This is a genomic window from Mucilaginibacter ginsenosidivorax (genome assembly GCF_007971525.1).
GTDB lineage: Bacteria > Bacteroidota > Bacteroidia > Sphingobacteriales > Sphingobacteriaceae > Mucilaginibacter > Mucilaginibacter ginsenosidivorax.
The window spans coordinates 7,678,075-7,694,215 of record NZ_CP042437.1 but is presented as its reverse complement, the minus strand read 5'-3'; the positions used below and the strand labels follow the sequence as shown (position 1 = coordinate 7,694,215).

11 protein-coding genes are annotated in these 16,141 nt (G+C 42.9%); 4 read left to right on the top strand and 7 right to left on the bottom strand.

Annotation, left to right across the window (positions count from 1 at the left end):
- Nucleotides 1-92: 92 nt before the first annotated feature.
- Nucleotides 93-995 (bottom strand): N-acetylmuramoyl-L-alanine amidase family protein, encoded by a 903-nt coding sequence (locus FSB76_RS31455; RefSeq protein ID WP_147060638.1) that lies wholly within the window; start codon nucleotides 993-995, stop codon nucleotides 93-95.
- A gap of 52 nt (nucleotides 996-1,047) precedes the next feature.
- On the opposite strand from FSB76_RS31455, the gene FSB76_RS31450 reads away from it, so the two are divergent.
- From FSB76_RS31450 to FSB76_RS31440, 3 genes are read left to right on the top strand one after another with little or no spacing between them, the layout of a single operon-like run.
- Entirely contained in the window at nucleotides 1,048-3,897 is a 2,850-nt protein-coding gene (locus tag FSB76_RS31450) for a putative LPS assembly protein LptD (protein ID WP_147060636.1), read from the top strand.
- A gap of 5 nt (nucleotides 3,898-3,902) precedes the next feature.
- Nucleotides 3,903-5,150: a competence/damage-inducible protein A gene (locus tag FSB76_RS31445; RefSeq protein ID WP_147060634.1), complete on the top strand. Its 1,248-nt coding sequence runs from the start codon at nucleotides 3,903-3,905 to the stop codon at nucleotides 5,148-5,150.
- A 44-nt stretch (nucleotides 5,151-5,194) separates the two neighbouring features.
- Entirely contained in the window at nucleotides 5,195-6,925 is a 1,731-nt protein-coding gene (locus FSB76_RS31440) for a dihydrolipoamide acetyltransferase family protein (RefSeq protein ID WP_147060632.1), read from the top strand.
- A 293-nt stretch (nucleotides 6,926-7,218) separates the two neighbouring features.
- Here the strand turns inward: FSB76_RS31440 and FSB76_RS31435 are convergent, their stop codons facing one another.
- From FSB76_RS31435 to FSB76_RS31425, 3 genes are all read right to left on the bottom strand, one after another.
- Nucleotides 7,219-7,422 (bottom strand): hypothetical protein, encoded by a 204-nt coding sequence (locus FSB76_RS31435; protein ID WP_147060630.1) that lies wholly within the window; start codon nucleotides 7,420-7,422, stop codon nucleotides 7,219-7,221.
- A 9-nt stretch (nucleotides 7,423-7,431) separates the two neighbouring features.
- The gene (locus FSB76_RS31430) at nucleotides 7,432-9,045 is read right to left on the bottom strand and encodes an IS1634 family transposase (protein WP_147058193.1); all 1,614 of its coding nucleotides are present in this window, start codon (nucleotides 9,043-9,045) and stop codon (nucleotides 7,432-7,434) included.
- A 230-nt stretch (nucleotides 9,046-9,275) separates the two neighbouring features.
- Entirely contained in the window at nucleotides 9,276-12,092 is a 2,817-nt protein-coding gene (locus tag FSB76_RS31425; protein WP_147060628.1) for a S9 family peptidase, read from the bottom strand.
- A gap of 150 nt (nucleotides 12,093-12,242) precedes the next feature.
- On the opposite strand from FSB76_RS31425, the gene FSB76_RS31420 reads away from it, so the two are divergent.
- Entirely contained in the window at nucleotides 12,243-12,716 is a 474-nt protein-coding gene (locus FSB76_RS31420) for a hypothetical protein (protein ID WP_147060626.1), read from the top strand.
- Between the two features lie 41 nt (nucleotides 12,717-12,757).
- On the opposite strand, the gene FSB76_RS31415 is transcribed toward FSB76_RS31420, so the two are convergent.
- The 3 genes from FSB76_RS31415 to argB form a co-directional block, all read right to left on the bottom strand.
- Nucleotides 12,758-14,134 (bottom strand): aspartate kinase, encoded by a 1,377-nt coding sequence (locus FSB76_RS31415; protein WP_147060624.1) that lies wholly within the window; start codon nucleotides 14,132-14,134, stop codon nucleotides 12,758-12,760.
- Between the two features lie 172 nt (nucleotides 14,135-14,306).
- A complete protein-coding gene (proC, locus tag FSB76_RS31410; protein ID WP_147060622.1) occupies nucleotides 14,307-15,128 on the bottom strand; it encodes a pyrroline-5-carboxylate reductase in 822 nt (273 codons plus the stop codon).
- Entirely contained in the window at nucleotides 15,125-15,970 is an 846-nt protein-coding gene (argB, locus tag FSB76_RS31405) for an acetylglutamate kinase (RefSeq protein ID WP_147060620.1), read from the bottom strand. Before argB ends, proC begins: the two co-directional genes overlap by 4 nt.
- Nucleotides 15,971-16,141: the final 171 nt, after the last annotated feature.

The window sequence follows — 16,141 nt, the reverse complement described above, 5'->3', positions numbered from 1 at the left end:
ACGGCACAGGTGATGTTATATGCAATATACGTTTGAAAGATAGATTAAGTTTTGGCAGTAAACGTGAAGAATGTCATTTTATTACTTGTTTGCTACTGCGATACGTGTTCAACCTCGTTTTTGTAATTTAATAGTGCGCGTACTATTGAACTTACAATTTCATTTTGTCCATCTTCCGAGTTCAGGTAAGCTTCGTCTGTTGGGTTATTAATATAACCGGTTTCAACCAAAACAGAAGGCATTGCCGTATGGCATAATACATAAATACCTTGTTCACGCAAACCTTCGCTTGGCCGCCCGTCGGTTTCAGTAAACTCATTGTTAATTAACGTAGCCAGCTTAATGCTTTGTTGTCTGAATTTTCTTTTATACTCGTTGGTTAAAATAATGGTAATCGGATCATCCGGATCTAAGCCTGCGTCCATTCCTGAGTCTTCTTCAACCTGGTTGTGTACTATGGTTCGTTCCTCTTCTTTTGACCGGTGTAAACCGTAAACCAATAACAATACCCCCTTGCCCGAACGATCGGGTACGGTTACTGTACGGTAAATGGGTTTGTGATGTTTTGTGCCCACCTGCTCCCGCACGCGTCTGTCGGATAGTGAGTTGCAGTGGATGGATACAAAAATGTTGCCTTTGTTTTCGTTGGCTATTTCGGCACGGCGTTCAAACGACACATCATCCTCTGTCGACCGTGTTAAAACAGCCTTTACTCCGGCCATATCTTTTTCTATAGCAGCCTGCAATTTTAAAGCAATGGCAAGCGTTACATTTCTTTCTGAAGAAAAACTTCCTGATGCACCATGCGAAAAATGCCCAGTCCCGGTGGGCTTACCGCCATGACCTGCGTCAACGATAATAGTTTTTATTTTGAAACCCGAATTAACAACCGTATCTGTTTTGATGAGGCCGTAAGAAATAAGTGGGAACGATGAAAGGAGTACCAACAATACCGATAAACTATAAATCAATCTTTTCAATGCCCTATTTTTCATTATTTTTGAACGCTGTTAACTATATCTGCAAAAATACTATTCATAATCAATTTTGAAATTCATAACTCTTTTTTTTCTGCTTGCAATTATTTTAACGGTAAATGTACTGGTTGCCGAAAGCAAAGGTACATATAACAGGCATAGCCGCAAGGCCGTCGCAGATACGATCATTAAACTCGATACAACTAAGGCAAGAGACAGGAAACTTCTTAAAGTTAAGAAATCTAAGCAAACTAAGCCAAATCTAAATACAGATGGGCAGGGTGTAAGCAATACTTATAATATTACGCCCGCTGTAGATACGGTAATTAAGGCAGATACCAACAAAAATAGAAACATCCAGGCTAAGCCAGGCATCCCGGGTAAGCCTCAAACCAAATTGCCCGAAGCGGATACGACAAAAAAGAAAGATGGCATTCAATCTGAAGTTAAAGCGGTGGCCGAGGATTCGACCATTGTTGATAATGAGCATAATATTTTATACCTGTATGGACGCGCCAGGGTAACTTATGAAGATTTTGAGTTAGATGCCGATTATATCAGGGTCGACCAGAAAAATCATCTCATTTTTGCCAGCGGGAGCATTGATCCACGTACCAAACGTTACGTGGGGAGGCCTTTGTCAAAATCAAAAAATGAAAAACCAATAGCATCCGATTCGTTATTGTTTAATTATACTACCAAAAAAGGAAAGCTTTATAACCCGGCGTCCGAGCAGGAAGGAAATTTTATATCGGGCGGGCAGGCAAAAAAACTTAACGAAACAGAGGTAGCTTACCGCAACGTAATTTTTAGCACCTGCGACCTTCCTTATCCCGATACGCACTTTGGTGTAGTAATTACCAAAGGTATTGGCGAAAAAAACAGGATTATATCTGGCCCGGCGTATCTTGAAATTGAGGGGGTGCCACTACCGTTGGCCATTCCGTTCGGCTTTTTTCCCAAGCCCGATTCGCGAACATCGGGGGTTATCCTGCCAACTTTTGGCGAAGACGCAAAGCTGGGCTTTAAATTAGCCGGTTTTGGTTATTACCTTGGGTTGAGTGATTATATGGATTTAACCACTACGGGTACTATTTACTCCAAGGGATCATACGAGGTAAACTCCACAGCGCGTTATCTTGTACGTTATAAGTATACAGGTAACCTGTCTTTAAGTTACGGATCGCATAATTACGGTTTGCCAGGCGATCCTGCAGTAAAAGATATCCATATCGATTGGACACACTCACAGGATCCGAGTGCTAATCCAGGTTCTACCTTTAGTGCTTCAGTAAATGCCGGTACCTCGGGTTATTTTTCGCGCAACCCATCAACCTCAAATTATAACGTGGTTACCGCTGCCCAAAGTAGTTTACGGTCGAGTATTTCTTATGGAAAAACCTGGGCAGGTACACCATTTAATTTAAGTGTGGGTATTGGTCACAGCCAGGATATAGCCAATAAAACAATTACTATTGAATTGCCAACCATTGCTTTTGGTATGTCGTCAATTAATCCTTTTGATTCGAAAGACAGGGTTGGCGAGCAAAAATGGTATCAAAAAATAACAGTGAGTTACAACCTGAATGCTACCAATAAGGTAAACAGCATCCCCGAATCTGAACTTTTTAAAAGTACGATTACCCGCCGTCTTCAAAACGGTTTTCAGCACCAGATACCGGTGAGTTTAGGTTTAAATGTGCTCAAGTACTTTCAGTTTAATAGCAGTGTGAATTATACCGAGCGCTGGTATTTTCAATCGGTAAACAAACATTTCGAGCGTGGAAGTATCAGCAGTTCCGATCAATTGCTGGTTGATACCTTACAAGGTTTTAAACGTGCGGGTAACTACAGCTTAAGCACCGGCCTTTCCACCAAATTATACGGTACGTTGAACTTTAAAGGGAATTTAAAAGCAATAAGGCACGTAATGACCCCATCTATAGGGTTTGGCTACACGCCAGATTTTAGCGATCCCAGCTACGGGTATTATAAAACCGCGGTAAGCCAGGCAAGTGTACCATACCCTTATACCTACCAAAAGTATTCAATTTTCGAAAACGGCGTATATGGCTATCCGTCGGCAGGCAAACAGGCTGGTATCAGCTTCGCGCTGGATAATACCATCGAAGCCAAGCTAAAAGCCAAAAGCACTGATACTTCAGGCACCGACAGGAAGATCACCTTGTTGCAGGGGTTATCGTTTTCGAGTTTCTACAATTTTGCTGCCGACTCCATGAAACTGGCTAATATTCAGTTTTCAGGGCACACAGCTATTTTTAAGCAAAAGGTAAATATCAGTTTCAGCGGCTCTTTTGACCCTTACGTTACCGCTGTGCATGATTCTATAGCCAATAACACCATTGTACGCACCAGCCAGCGTATTAATAAGTTCAGGTGGGCAAATGGGCAGTTTCCGCAGTTGAACCAGCTGAGTATATCCATGAGCGGCAGTTTAAATTCTACGTCGGCCAAAGCACCGGGTACGCCTAACGTAAATACCTTGCAAGGGGCGGGGGCTCCACAGTTGCAACGTTTGGCACTGGTAAACAGCGACCCCAATTCATATGTAGATTTTAATGTACCATGGAATATATCTTTAAATTACAGTTACAGTTACAGCAATTATCTTAACCAGGTATCTACCAGTAACACGCTCATGATAAGCGGCGATGTAAGCATCACGCAAAAATGGAAAATACAATATTCAACCAACTACGATTTTAAGGCGATGAAATTGGCCAGCGCTACTTCATTTTCCATTTATCGCGACCTGCATTGCTGGGACCTTTCGTTTCAATGGGTGCCCTTTGGCTATTTAAAATCATATAATGTTACATTAAAGGTAAAATCGACTATTTTGCAGGACTTAAAACTGAGTAAAAGAAACGATTATTCAAGTAACAGAACTTTTTATTAATTACTATGCTGGCAGAGATCATAACCATTGGCGACGAAATACTGATAGGACAAATTGTTGATACCAATTCGGCCTGGATGGCTAAGGAGCTCAATAAAATAGGGGTAAGGGTAAAACAAATCTCGTCGGTATCTGATGATAAGGAACATATCCTAAAGGCATTGGCCGAAGCCGCTGCCCGCGCGAAGGTTATTTTTATAACCGGTGGATTGGGGCCGACAAAGGACGATATAACCAAAAAAACATTAGCCGAGTACTTTGGGGTTGGTATGATGGAGGATAAAGATGCGTTGGAAAATGTGGCGCGCATTTTTGCTAAATATAACCGGCCATTACTTGAAGTAAACAAGTTACAGGCGCAAGTGCCGGCAAATTGCGAAATCATATTAAACAAAAACGGTACAGCGCCGGGTATGTGGTTTAATCATGACGGGGTGATATATGTATCGATGCCGGGGGTGCCGTTCGAGATGATGTATATGATGGAAGATGGCGTAATACCGAAGTTGAAGAATACACTTACACTTCCATCCATCATTCATAAAACACTTTTAACAGTTGGAGAAGGCGAATCATTTTTGGCCGAAAGAATAGCAGACATTGAAGATGCTTTGCCACCATACATTAAGCTGGCTTATTTACCCAAATTGGGCCAGGTTAGGTTGCGGTTGAGTGCTTTTGGCGATGATGTTGCCTTGATGCAAAAGGGAGTTGACGAATTTGCCGGAAAAATTATTGAGCGTATAGGCCGTGTTTTTGTTGTTGCCGAAGATATCCCTTTAGAAAAAGCGATCCTGAACAAAATGGCCGAAAAAGGGCTTACTTTATCGGTGGCCGAAAGCTGTACCGGGGGATACCTTTCTCATCTTTTTACCCAGCACGCCGGTTCGTCAAAAGTGTTTTTTGGAGGAGGAATTGTGTATTCGTACGAGTTGAAAGAGCATATACTTGGGGTAAAACCAGAAACTTTGGCAGCTTTTGGAGCCGTAAGTGAGCAAACTGTAAAAGAAATGGTAGAAGGCGCATTATTAAATTTCAAGTCGGATTTTGCCATATCCATAACAGGCATAGCCGGCCCTGATGGAGGCACTGAAGATAAACCGGTTGGTACTGTGTGGATTGCGGTTTCGGGCATGGGTAAACTGTTAGTAAAGAAATACACATTTGGCAATAAAAGGCAGCAAAACATCGAAAGGAGCGCTGTAACGGCATTGTCGATGTTGAATACTTTACTAACAGATGTTGCAGATTAAGCTTCAAAATGCATAATTTTGTGCGTAAAGTATAATTTGTATCTATGGCCAAATATCAACTATTATTGCCAAAAATGGGTGAAAGTGTTGCGGAGGCAACCGTAATTAAATGGAACAAAAATCCAGGAGATCGCGTTGATGCCGACGAAGCAGTAATGGAGATTGCGACTGATAAAGTTGATTCTGATGTGCCATCACCCGTTGCCGGTAAATTAATAGAGCAGTTATACCAGGAAAACGATGTAGTGCAGGTAGGGGCGATAATTGCCATTATTGAAACTGACGAACCGGAAACTGCAACTGCCGCCCCGGAGGCTCAATTAGCTCCTGAAGTTGAAACAACAATTCCTTCCATTGAAGTACCTCATGTAGCAGAATCTGCTCCTGTTGAAGAAAGTCAGACCGATTTTAAGGAATATACGCCGTTTAACGAGGTTAGGTATGATGCACCAGCGCCTGTGATTGAAAACCAAGAGGTTACAGAGCATCAACCCGATATAGCGACACCTGTTGATATCCCTGGAATTGCACAGCTTGAACCCCAGGCACCATCGCCTTACGATCAGAATTTTAAAGGTGAGGGACGGTTTTACTCGCCTTTGGTACGCAACATCGCCAGCCAGGAGAATATCAGCATTGACGAACTTGATCGTATTCCCGGTACCGGTTCTGAAGGCCGTTTAACCAAAGATGATCTGTTAAGTTATATTCAGTATAAGAACTCCCCGGCAGCGCAGAAAGCAGAGGCTCCTGTACAATCTTTTGCTCCTGCCGAAAGCAATACCCATAGCATAGTACAACCCGTTGCTGAAGCTCCGGAAACAACTGTTGAGCCACCAAACGCTGTGTTACCTGAAGAAAGTACGATAAGCCAGCCGGATACTTTAAACGATGTAGTAACTGCCGAGGAGCCTGTCGCTGCAAGTCCAGCGCCTGAACCTGTTAAGGAACCAGAAGTAACAGCGCCACCCAAAGCAGAACCGCTAGCGGAGCGTGTAAATGCAAGCGAGCCCAAAGTAGAGGCTGCACAGGCAAAGCCAACGCCGTCATTAAGCTCGGTTTCTGGTGCCGATGAGATTATCGAAATGGATAGGATGCGCCGCCTGATTGCCGACCATATGGTGATGAGCAAGCAAACCTCGCCGCACGTTACCTCATTTGTTGAGGCTGATGTAACGGGACTGGTTTTATGGCGCGAAAAGGTGAAAGGTAGTTTTGAAAAACGCGAGAACGAAAAAATAACCTTTACACCGATATTTATCGAGGCCGTAGTTAAGGCGATCAAGGATTTTCCGATGATTAACGTAACGGTTAACGGTACGCAAATCATTAAAAAGGCAGCCATCAATATCAGTATGGCAACCGCTTTGCCAAGTGGCAACCTGATAGTGCCGGTGATTAAGAAAGCCGATGAGTTGAACTTGCTGGGCATTACCAAAGCAGTTAACGATCTGGCTAATCGCGCCCGTACTGGTAAATTATTACCGGATGATGTTAGGGACGGTACATTTACAATAACCAACGTAGGTTCGTTTGGCAATGTGATGGGCACGCCAATTATAAACCAGCCGCAGGTAGCTATACTGGCGGTTGGCACCATCAAGAAAAAGCCAGCGGTAATTGAAACCCCACAAGGTGACGTAATTGCCATCCGCCACATGATGTTCCTGTCATTATCATATGACCATAGGGTTGTTGATGGTGCCTTAGGAGGCTCATTTGTACGTCGCGTGGCCGACTACCTGGAGAAATGGGATGCAAACAGAGATATATAATCAACTCTTTATATAAAACAACAAAGCCGGACTAATCAATCCGGCTTTGTTGTTTTCACGCCCCCCCGTATTTTCACCAGGACGGCAATTTGTAAAATATAAAATGAAAAGCCGCCGCTTAAGGGGAGGTTTAATGCTATTAGGTTAAGGAATTGCGGCCAATTTAATATCGAACACCGAATGCCCAGTTTCGAATAATGAAGGAAAAACTTCGGTGTTGGATATTCGGAATTCGGTGTTCGATATTTTTTTTCGCTTCTGTTTCTCTTAACTTAATAGCATTGAAGGGAGATTTAGAGGGGCTTTACCAACTCAAGGCCCCAATCTTTACCTTTATCCACAGCGGGTACACCTTTGGCCATCCAGACAGGCATTGGTGCACCTTTCAAAAAGTAGTCGAAATACTGCTGTTCGCGAATGGTAATATCCTCCTGAGTTTGACACGATTTTTGGTTAAATATCTGATAGTCAATTAGTTTATGTTTAGCTTTTCGCAATACATATTTTTATAAGTAATTGACTATCTGTCGATTATGAAACATATCTGGTAATGGCCGGGCGGCGATCACTTTGAGCAGGGCGGCAGTTTCGGTAGTTTGCTTCGAGCGGAGGTAATATTGTTGGCCTGCCTGTTCCACCAGGCTAAGCTGCATTTTGTCTAATGTCCGCCTGATCTCATTTTCTGAAAGCGGCGTATTGTTCTTTTTGAGTTGATTGCTTAAAAAGATTTGAAAGGTATAAGCCATATAACACAGGCAGATATGTCCCTCTATGCGCTGATCTGTCCAGTGGAACATGGGCCTGGTTTCCAAAAAGCTTTTAAAGGTGCGGAAAGCGTGTTCTACCTGGTAGAGGTGTTTGTAATGATCGAGTATGATACCGGTGTCCATATCTCTTACATTGGTTGCGATTGCAAGGAATCCATCATACTGCTGATGCCGCTCAATCTTTTGCTGGTCGAGCAGGTATTTCTCTTGCTGGTCATTTTTAAGAAAGTAATGTGATGCTTTCTTTTTAAGTAATGACGGGTTTTGCTGCATCAATTCTGCTTTGGTTACCCGCTCTTCCCTTTCCTTGCGGTCTTTTTCTGCTCTGCTGGCTGACCATGTACCGATTATCAGGCGGTCTTCATATTCAATAGCGGTATACTTTACAATCAGGCTGCGTTCCTCATTCATTATCCATTCCTTGTTGTAGTTTTTCAACTCGAGTAAAGGTTTCTGAATAGCATGGGGAAGCATTTTAAGTTTTTCACCCAGGATATACTGATAACCCTGATTTTCGGTTAGTTCCTGGATATTCTCTTTGGACAACATGCCGCGATCAGCCACTACGATAACCTGGTCCAGTTGGTATCGCTTTTTTAATGAAGAAATAGCCTCTTTAAATGTATGGCCCTCGAACAGGTCTCCTTTGTAGACCTGGTAGCCCACCGGCTGTTTGTCCTTATCGATAAGCAGACCCAGCAGTACTTGTGTGTTTCCGATCTTGCCATCTTTAGAAAACCCTTTCTGCCGCAGGTGACCTTCCGTTTCCTGTTCGCTTTCAAAGTAGAAGGTCGTTACATCGTAGAACACTACATCCAGCCGCTGGTTGAAAAGGTCGCGCCCGGTTTGATAGATCCGCTCCTGTATCTGCTCCTTCCAGTCCGCCAGTTTATCCAGCGTCCGGTACAGGTGGTGTAGCGGAACCTGTTCCAAACCAATGTACTCTGACTGGTTAAAGAAAGTCCGGCGCTTGCTTGCCGGCTCGTTCAGCCGTTCGCATAGCATCAGCAAAATGGTGTTGACTAAAGAAAACCGAAGCTTTGCTTTCTTACCGATGCGGTCAAGCAATTTGTCCAGTTTATACCATGAAAGTATGTGCTTGCAGGCCAGTACGTAACCGTAGTTATAACGTCCCTGCTCGGTAATGCCATTGCCGGTCAGCTCTTCGGGGGGGCCGCCCATCGCCTGGTAAAGCTTAGTACCGAGCCGTTTAAGGGATGCTATCTTCTTGTCATCGAGCTTGCCCAGGTTGGCCAATGTGCGCATTCGTGACACGCCGGACTCGTCCCGGTAAGATTCTACAATCCGAACGTATTTTTCGCCGTCTTTCTGATCGATTTTTAAGGTCGCCATTGTGCTTGGTTGCACAAATTACGCCGTTTTCGCACCACCAGTCAATAGTGGTTTTCGCAATACAAATTTTCAAAATTCACCTAAAAACCACTCCCATTTGCCCGATTCGCACTTTTTTGACCTTTAGGTGTCAAACTCAGGAAAAACTTCGGTGTTGGATATTCGGAATTCGGTGTTCGATATTTTTTTTCGCTTCTGTTTCTCTTAACTTAATAGCATTGAAGGGAGATTTAGAGGGGCTTTACCAACTCAAGGCCCCAATCTTTACCTTTATCCACAGCGGGTACACCTTTGGCCATCCAGACAGGCATTGGTGCACCTTTCAAAAAGTAGTCGAAATACTGCTGTTCGCGAATGGTAATATCCTTGCGGTTTTGCCGCTGAACCAGGTTATGTGCTTCGCCGTTATATTGCAGCAGCCAAACCGGTTTGCCCAGGCGGCGCAGGGCGGTAAACATTTCTATCCCCTGGTACCAGGGCACAGCACCATCGGCATCGTTACTCATAATCATAACCGGGGTTTGTACTTTGGGTAATTGGAATAAGGGTGAGTTCTCGATATACAACTCAGGCTTTTCCCATAATGTAGCGCCAATTCGGCTTTGTGTTTTCTCGTACTGAAACTGCCGGTTAACACCCGATTCCCAGCGGATACCACCGTAGGCCGAGGTCATGTTGGCAACCGGTGCACCGGCCCATGCGGCGGCGTACATGTTGGTTTGGGTAACCAGGTAAGCCACCTGGTAGCCACCCCAGCTTTGCCCCTGGATGCCTATATGCGCGCCATCAACCCATGAATTCTTCTTCAAAGATTCGACCCCTGAGTTAATGAATTCAACGGCCGAAGCGCCGGGATGGCCGGTTTCATAGCTGATATCGGGTGCAAAAACCAAATAGCCGTTACTTACAAAGAATGAAATGGGCAGGCGCGAGGGGGTAGGCGCGGGCGGCAGGTAATTATACAATCCGTCGGATAACTTCTCATAAAAATAAACTACCATGGGGTATTTTTTATTAGCGTCGAAATCCTCAGGCTTATATAATATCCCCGTTGACTTATAACCCTTAGGTGTAGTCCAGTGTACCAGTTCGGCCGTTCCCCAGTTGTATTGGGACTGCTGAGGGTTGATGCCGCTTAGCTTAGCCTCTTTTTTCAGGTCGGTTGATACATATAAATCGGGCGAAGATTCATAATTGGCTTTGGTATAGATGTAAATTGCTGCCTTTTTTGCCCTGGTTAAATCGCCATAGCTGTATTTGCCCCAGGTTATCTTTTCAGGTGGGGATTTGCTCTCGGGTGTTTTTACAAAATATCCCCATTGTTTTGTTTCTTCATCCTGTGCCAACAACCACATAGGCTGTTTTGAGGGAATAAATTTTTGTTCGGGATCGGTAATGTCGTACCTGATAATGAGTCTGTTTTTACGCCCGGTTCCGTTGGTAAAATTAGTGGCTTCACCTGTTGCCGGATCGATGCTCCAGATATCGTACCGGTCGTAAATTAATACTGCCTTATCGTCTTTCGTCCAGCCTGCTAAGCCGTAATCCTGGGCATAGTTGGGCACATCATTCAATTCGTCGCCCATTTTTGTGCCGATTGATTTAGTCAGGTTGGTTTTGGCGCCGGTCATGATCTGGTAGCTGTACCACTGCTGATCGGCAAAATTGAACCATACCACATATTGGCCGTCCGGCGAGATGCGATAACTCGCTTTTACACCTTGGTTTATCAGCCGTTTGTTGCCGCTTTTGGTATCAATTAAAATAGCTTGTTGTTTGGTGTCGCCTTCCCATTGCGATTGTACGCGTGCGCCGGTATCTGTAAGCCCCAAAACATAACGTGCGTCTTTATTCTCGGCCACGAAAACCTCGGGGATTGCCTTGCTGCCCAATTGTACCTGTTTGGATGTTGGATCTTCGGGCCTTATTACCGCCAGGTAGCTTCTTTTGAGTTCCTTTTGCAGGTTTTTGAGCTGTTGGGGTTGCAGGTAATCATCTTTATAGTTCCAGATATCAAGCCGGGCTACTTCAAAATCAACAATGGTAGTATCGGCCGGTTTGGGGATAGGGGCAGTGCCAAAAAACAGGTTCGTGCCGCTCTTACTGAAATATATTTTACCATCGCCACTCACGGCCCATTTATCGGGCATAGTTTCTAATCCTTCGGCGGCTATCACTGTAGCACTGTCGCGGGTTAGGTTGTAATAGTAAAGTTTAAATGGTTTTACCAGGGCCTTCTCGGGATTTTTCTCGGCGGCAAAAGCAATTTGCCTGCCCGCGTCATCAATGGTTATATTATGGTAATTTCCCCTGCCTTTGCTGATAGCTTTTACTATATTTTTATCTACATCAAAAACATACAGACCAGAAGTAACTTGTTTTTGTTTTGCGGGCGCGGTAACCGCAAAAGCCACCAGCTTACCATTCTTGCTTACCTGGTAATCGGTAACGTATTTAAATGTATGGGTTATAGTACCTGCCAATTGTCTTACTGTAAGGTCGGCACCGTCCTGAGTTGACGGCGCAGTAGTTTCTTTAACAGCTTTTTTGGAGGTGTCGGCAGGCGAAGGCTTTTTTATTGTATCAGCAGCAGACAGATAGGCGATTACATTGGCGTTCTCGGCAATCTTAAAGTTTCTGACTGAGGGTATTTTGATGATATTTTGTGTGGAAAGCGAAATAAATCCTAAAGTGTCCTTAGGGAATTCCGACTGCTTTTTCTTCTTGATCTTAGCCTGCCTGATATCTTTAAAAAAAGGCCTGATCTGGAATACAGCGAATTTACCATCGCTGCTAAAACGCGCCGTATCGGCACGTGGGACCTGCACTTCGGTAGTGTTTTTCGAGTCAGTTATCACCAGCTGGGCATCGCCCTCCTGCGGTTTCACAACATACATAATCCATTTACCATCATTACTTATCCGCTGGCCGGTTATGCTTTGCCATCCGTCAAAAACAGCATGATCTAAAGGCTTTTTTGAGATCGTTTGAGCAGACAGGCTAACACAGATAGCCGATAAAAATGTTATTAGTAAAAGTTTACGCATATCAACTTTGTTAACCATTAAATATGCTCAAAATAACCCGCTTAGAAAAATTAACCACGGGAAAGTTACAATTTAAAGCGAATGGGAGAGGGTTAATCCGAAAAGTAAAAGCTTAGTTACTTTAGGGTAATTAGTTATATTTGATGAAGGATGAAATACTATTTTAAATTTGGCACCGGGTTAATTCTGCAATTGGTGATAACTGCAATATGGATACTTGTTATCTCTTTTAACCGGAATGTCTCGCCTGTGGCAAGCTGGTTTATTTACATAGGTTTTGCATTTAACCTTATCAGTTTGTTCTATTCAAATTTAAGATCAATAATAGTAGCAATAAATAAAGAGCCCCAGCTTGAATTTGATGAGGTTTTTATTTACGACCATGTTAAAAATGTAAAATATTATTGGGCGGATATTGAGGAAATTGAGGAAGAAAATGGTTCACTCATGATTAAAATGTACCCGGTTGCAAAGCAAACTTCAACCGGCCAGATTTTAATACGTCAGGCTCCTAAAATTATCAGGCTTGGAAATGTGAATGCTTATTTGTCAGAATTATTAACTACGCTGAATAGCTACAGCATAAAAGCTTTAAAAATGGAAAAATCAGGGAGTGAAAACTGAGCCTTCTGATAACAATTTTCATTTCCCGATTTCCTTTCAAATTATATCATCGCCTTATTCAATGCTTTTATGGCCTCCGCAAAATCTTCTCTTGCAACCAAAAACTGGATGTTTACCTTACGCAGGGCAAAGCCACAGCTTTTAATATTGATACCTTTTTGTGCCAGTGCCGTTGCCGATTTGGCCAATAAACCCGGTTGATCCATATTAGAACCTATGAGGCAAACCATGGCCATTTTTTCAACAGTTACTTTCTCGTAATCATCTTCTAATTCCTGTATCAGTTTTTTGTTGAAATCCTTATCCCATATCACAATCGAGATACTGTTGGCGCTGGTAGCCTTAAAAGTATAGCTTACGCCATATTTATAAAACAGCTGCATGATATGAAAATCGGTACCTACGTTGCCCACCATCGATGGGTCGTATATATCAATCATCATTACTTGTTCGGTACCGGTAATCACCTCAACCCGTTTTTTATCACATATGTATTCGCGTGTAATTAGCGTGCCGGGATGCTCCGGTTGGAAAGTGTTTTTTATTCTCAGGTCAATATCATTGATCTCTAATGGTTTGGATGCTTTTGGATGGATAGCTTCCATGCCCACGTCGGCCAATTGGTCGGCCACATCGTAGTTGGTATTGCCTACCGGGAAACAATTTTCAACACCTACCAATTGCGGGTCGGCAGTACACAAATGGTATTCTTTATGGATGATGGCTTCCTGTGGTTTTACTTCAACAGCTATTTTACTAAAAGTAACTTCAGAGTAGCCGCGGTCAAACTCGCGCATAATACCTTCAGTGCCTTTGGCATAACCGGTTACAATAGTAATGGTGCCGGCAAAATCTATATGCTGCAGATCTTTCCTGATGCGTTGATCGATAGTTAATGACCGGTGATCATGGAAGCCGCTCAAATCTACAAAAGTGGCATTGATGCCCATATTTTGCAATACATTGGCAAAAACAAATGCCGAATGACTTTCGCCTATAGATGCCAGGATTTCGCGTGCAGCCAGTAAAACATCTGCTTTGTTTACATAGCCGGAGGCCAGAATATTGGCAATATTTTCCAGGTAAGTTTGTGCGTCTTTAAGGCGTTGCTCAATAAAAGCATCGGCCTGGGCAAGGTTTAAGCCGAGGCCTTCATAGTTTTTATTGAGTTGTTTAAGCTTAACAATGAGTTCTTTAAGGGGCTTATGGAAATCTTTATAAGTCGCCAACCGGTGATAAACACCAGGAGCCTTGGTTTTTTTATTTTCGAGCAGCAGGTTGGTTACCCCCGAAAATGCCGATACTACAAAGATGCGGTTGTAAAGCTGGTTGCCGCTGCGCTCAAACAGGATAATGTTTTTGATGACATCACCCAATGCGGTCATGGATGTACCGCCGATTTTTTCTACTGTTAACATTATTTAAAAACACGAATAGACACGGATTTTGTCGAATTACACGAATAAAAAACAAATTTCTGTCTATTTAGATATGAAAACTTTATATGATATAACTACTATGTTGACACTGACTTTACGCTAATCTAATTCGTGTAATTCGATAAAATTAGTGCCAATTTGTGTGTCAATATTAATGCTCTTCCTTTTTATAAAGGTCGCCGGCCTTTTCGGCGGATAATTTAATCCCCTTGATCATGGCCGAACTAAAGCCATTGTGTTCCATCTCATTAAGGCCGGCAATGGTACAACCACTTGGTGATGTTACCTTATCAATTTCCTGTTCGGGGTGCGATGATAGCTGCAATAACAAATCGGCAGCGCCTTTGGCCGTTTGTGCAGCCATTTTCAATGCGTCGCCGGCATGAAAACCAATCTCGGTACCGCCTTGCGATGCAGCGCGGATAGAGCGTAAAAAGAAGGCGATGCCGCAGGCACAAAGCGCGGTAGCTGATGTCATTAATTCTTCATTAATCTGGATGCTTACACCAACGGTATCAAAAAGTGATTTTACCAGGTTAATGTTTTTATTGGTACCGTTATCTGTGGCAATACAGGTCATGGAGTGGCCAATGGCAATCGCAGTATTAGGCATCGCACGCACCACCTGTACGTTTAATTCCAGTTGCTGGCGAATATCGCTGCAGCTAACGCCGGATATTACTGATATCAGGAGTTGTTTTTCGGGCTTAATGGCAGGCCTTATCTCGTCAAGTAATTTATTTAATTGTTGAGGTAAAACTGCCAAAACTATGATATCCGATTTTTTAACGGCTTTTAAATTGTTATCAGTAGTATGGTAGCCTAAAGCGGCGTAATCTGCCAGTGCAGCTACATTTCTGCGTGTAAGTGTTATTTGCTGGGGTTTGCAAATACCTGCTTTAACCAACCCTTTGGCTAACGAAAGCCCGATGTTTCCAGAGCCCAAAATGGCTATTTGCTGTGATGCGTTCATGTGGTTTTACTTAAACGAGTTCCAAATGGTTTGTTGTTCTTTATATTTCCTAAATCGTCGCTTTTGCCAATTATTACAGCTTTTACGCCGCAGGCTATTGCTGTAAATGCATTATCGAGTTTAGGCAGCATACCGCTGTGTATAATTCGTTCCTTTTTTAATTCTTCGTAATGCTCCGGGTTTATCTCCCGTATTAATGAATCTTCATCATCAATATCCTGCAAAACCCCCTTTTTTTCAAAGCAATATATCAGCGTTGTATCATATAACGATGCCAGGTTCACCGCTAATGCCGATGCAATGGTATCGGCATTGGTGTTTAACAACTGCCCTTCGCCATCATGCGTTATCGCGCAAAAAACAGGGGTAAAGCCCGCTTCCATCAATTTGCTTATATTACCCGGGTTGATAGAGTTTTCGTCGATATCGCCTACAAAACCATAATCGATAGTTTTTACCGGGCGTTTTTTTGCTTTTATGAAATTGCCATCAGCGCCTGTAAGCCCTATAGCGTTATTACCAAAACGTTGTAACTGAGCCACTATATTTTTATTGATGAGGCCGCCATATACCATGGTAACCACTTTTAGCGTTTCTATATCTGTTATGCGCCGGCCATCAACAAGCTTCGCTTCAATCCCCAAATCTCCTGCTATTTGTGTGGCTACCTTGCCTCCGCCATGTACCAATATTTTATATCCATCCAGCGTTTCAAAATCTTTCAGGAAATGATATAAGTTTTCGGAGTTATCTATTACATTTCCACCGATTTTGATAACATGCAGACTTTTTTTGCCTGCTATTTCGGTCGATTTAATAGAAACTGTATCACTTTTGTTCATTCTTCACAATAATTTAATACGGCACTTGTTAATTTGACCGCATTTTAAATAGAAATCTGTTAAAAATAAGAAATTATAGTCTATTTCCGGTAAAAATGATTCAAAAATGATTGTTTGGTTACAGTAATGTAAGTTTAAAATTTGATTATGAAATAATTAGTATACATCAAT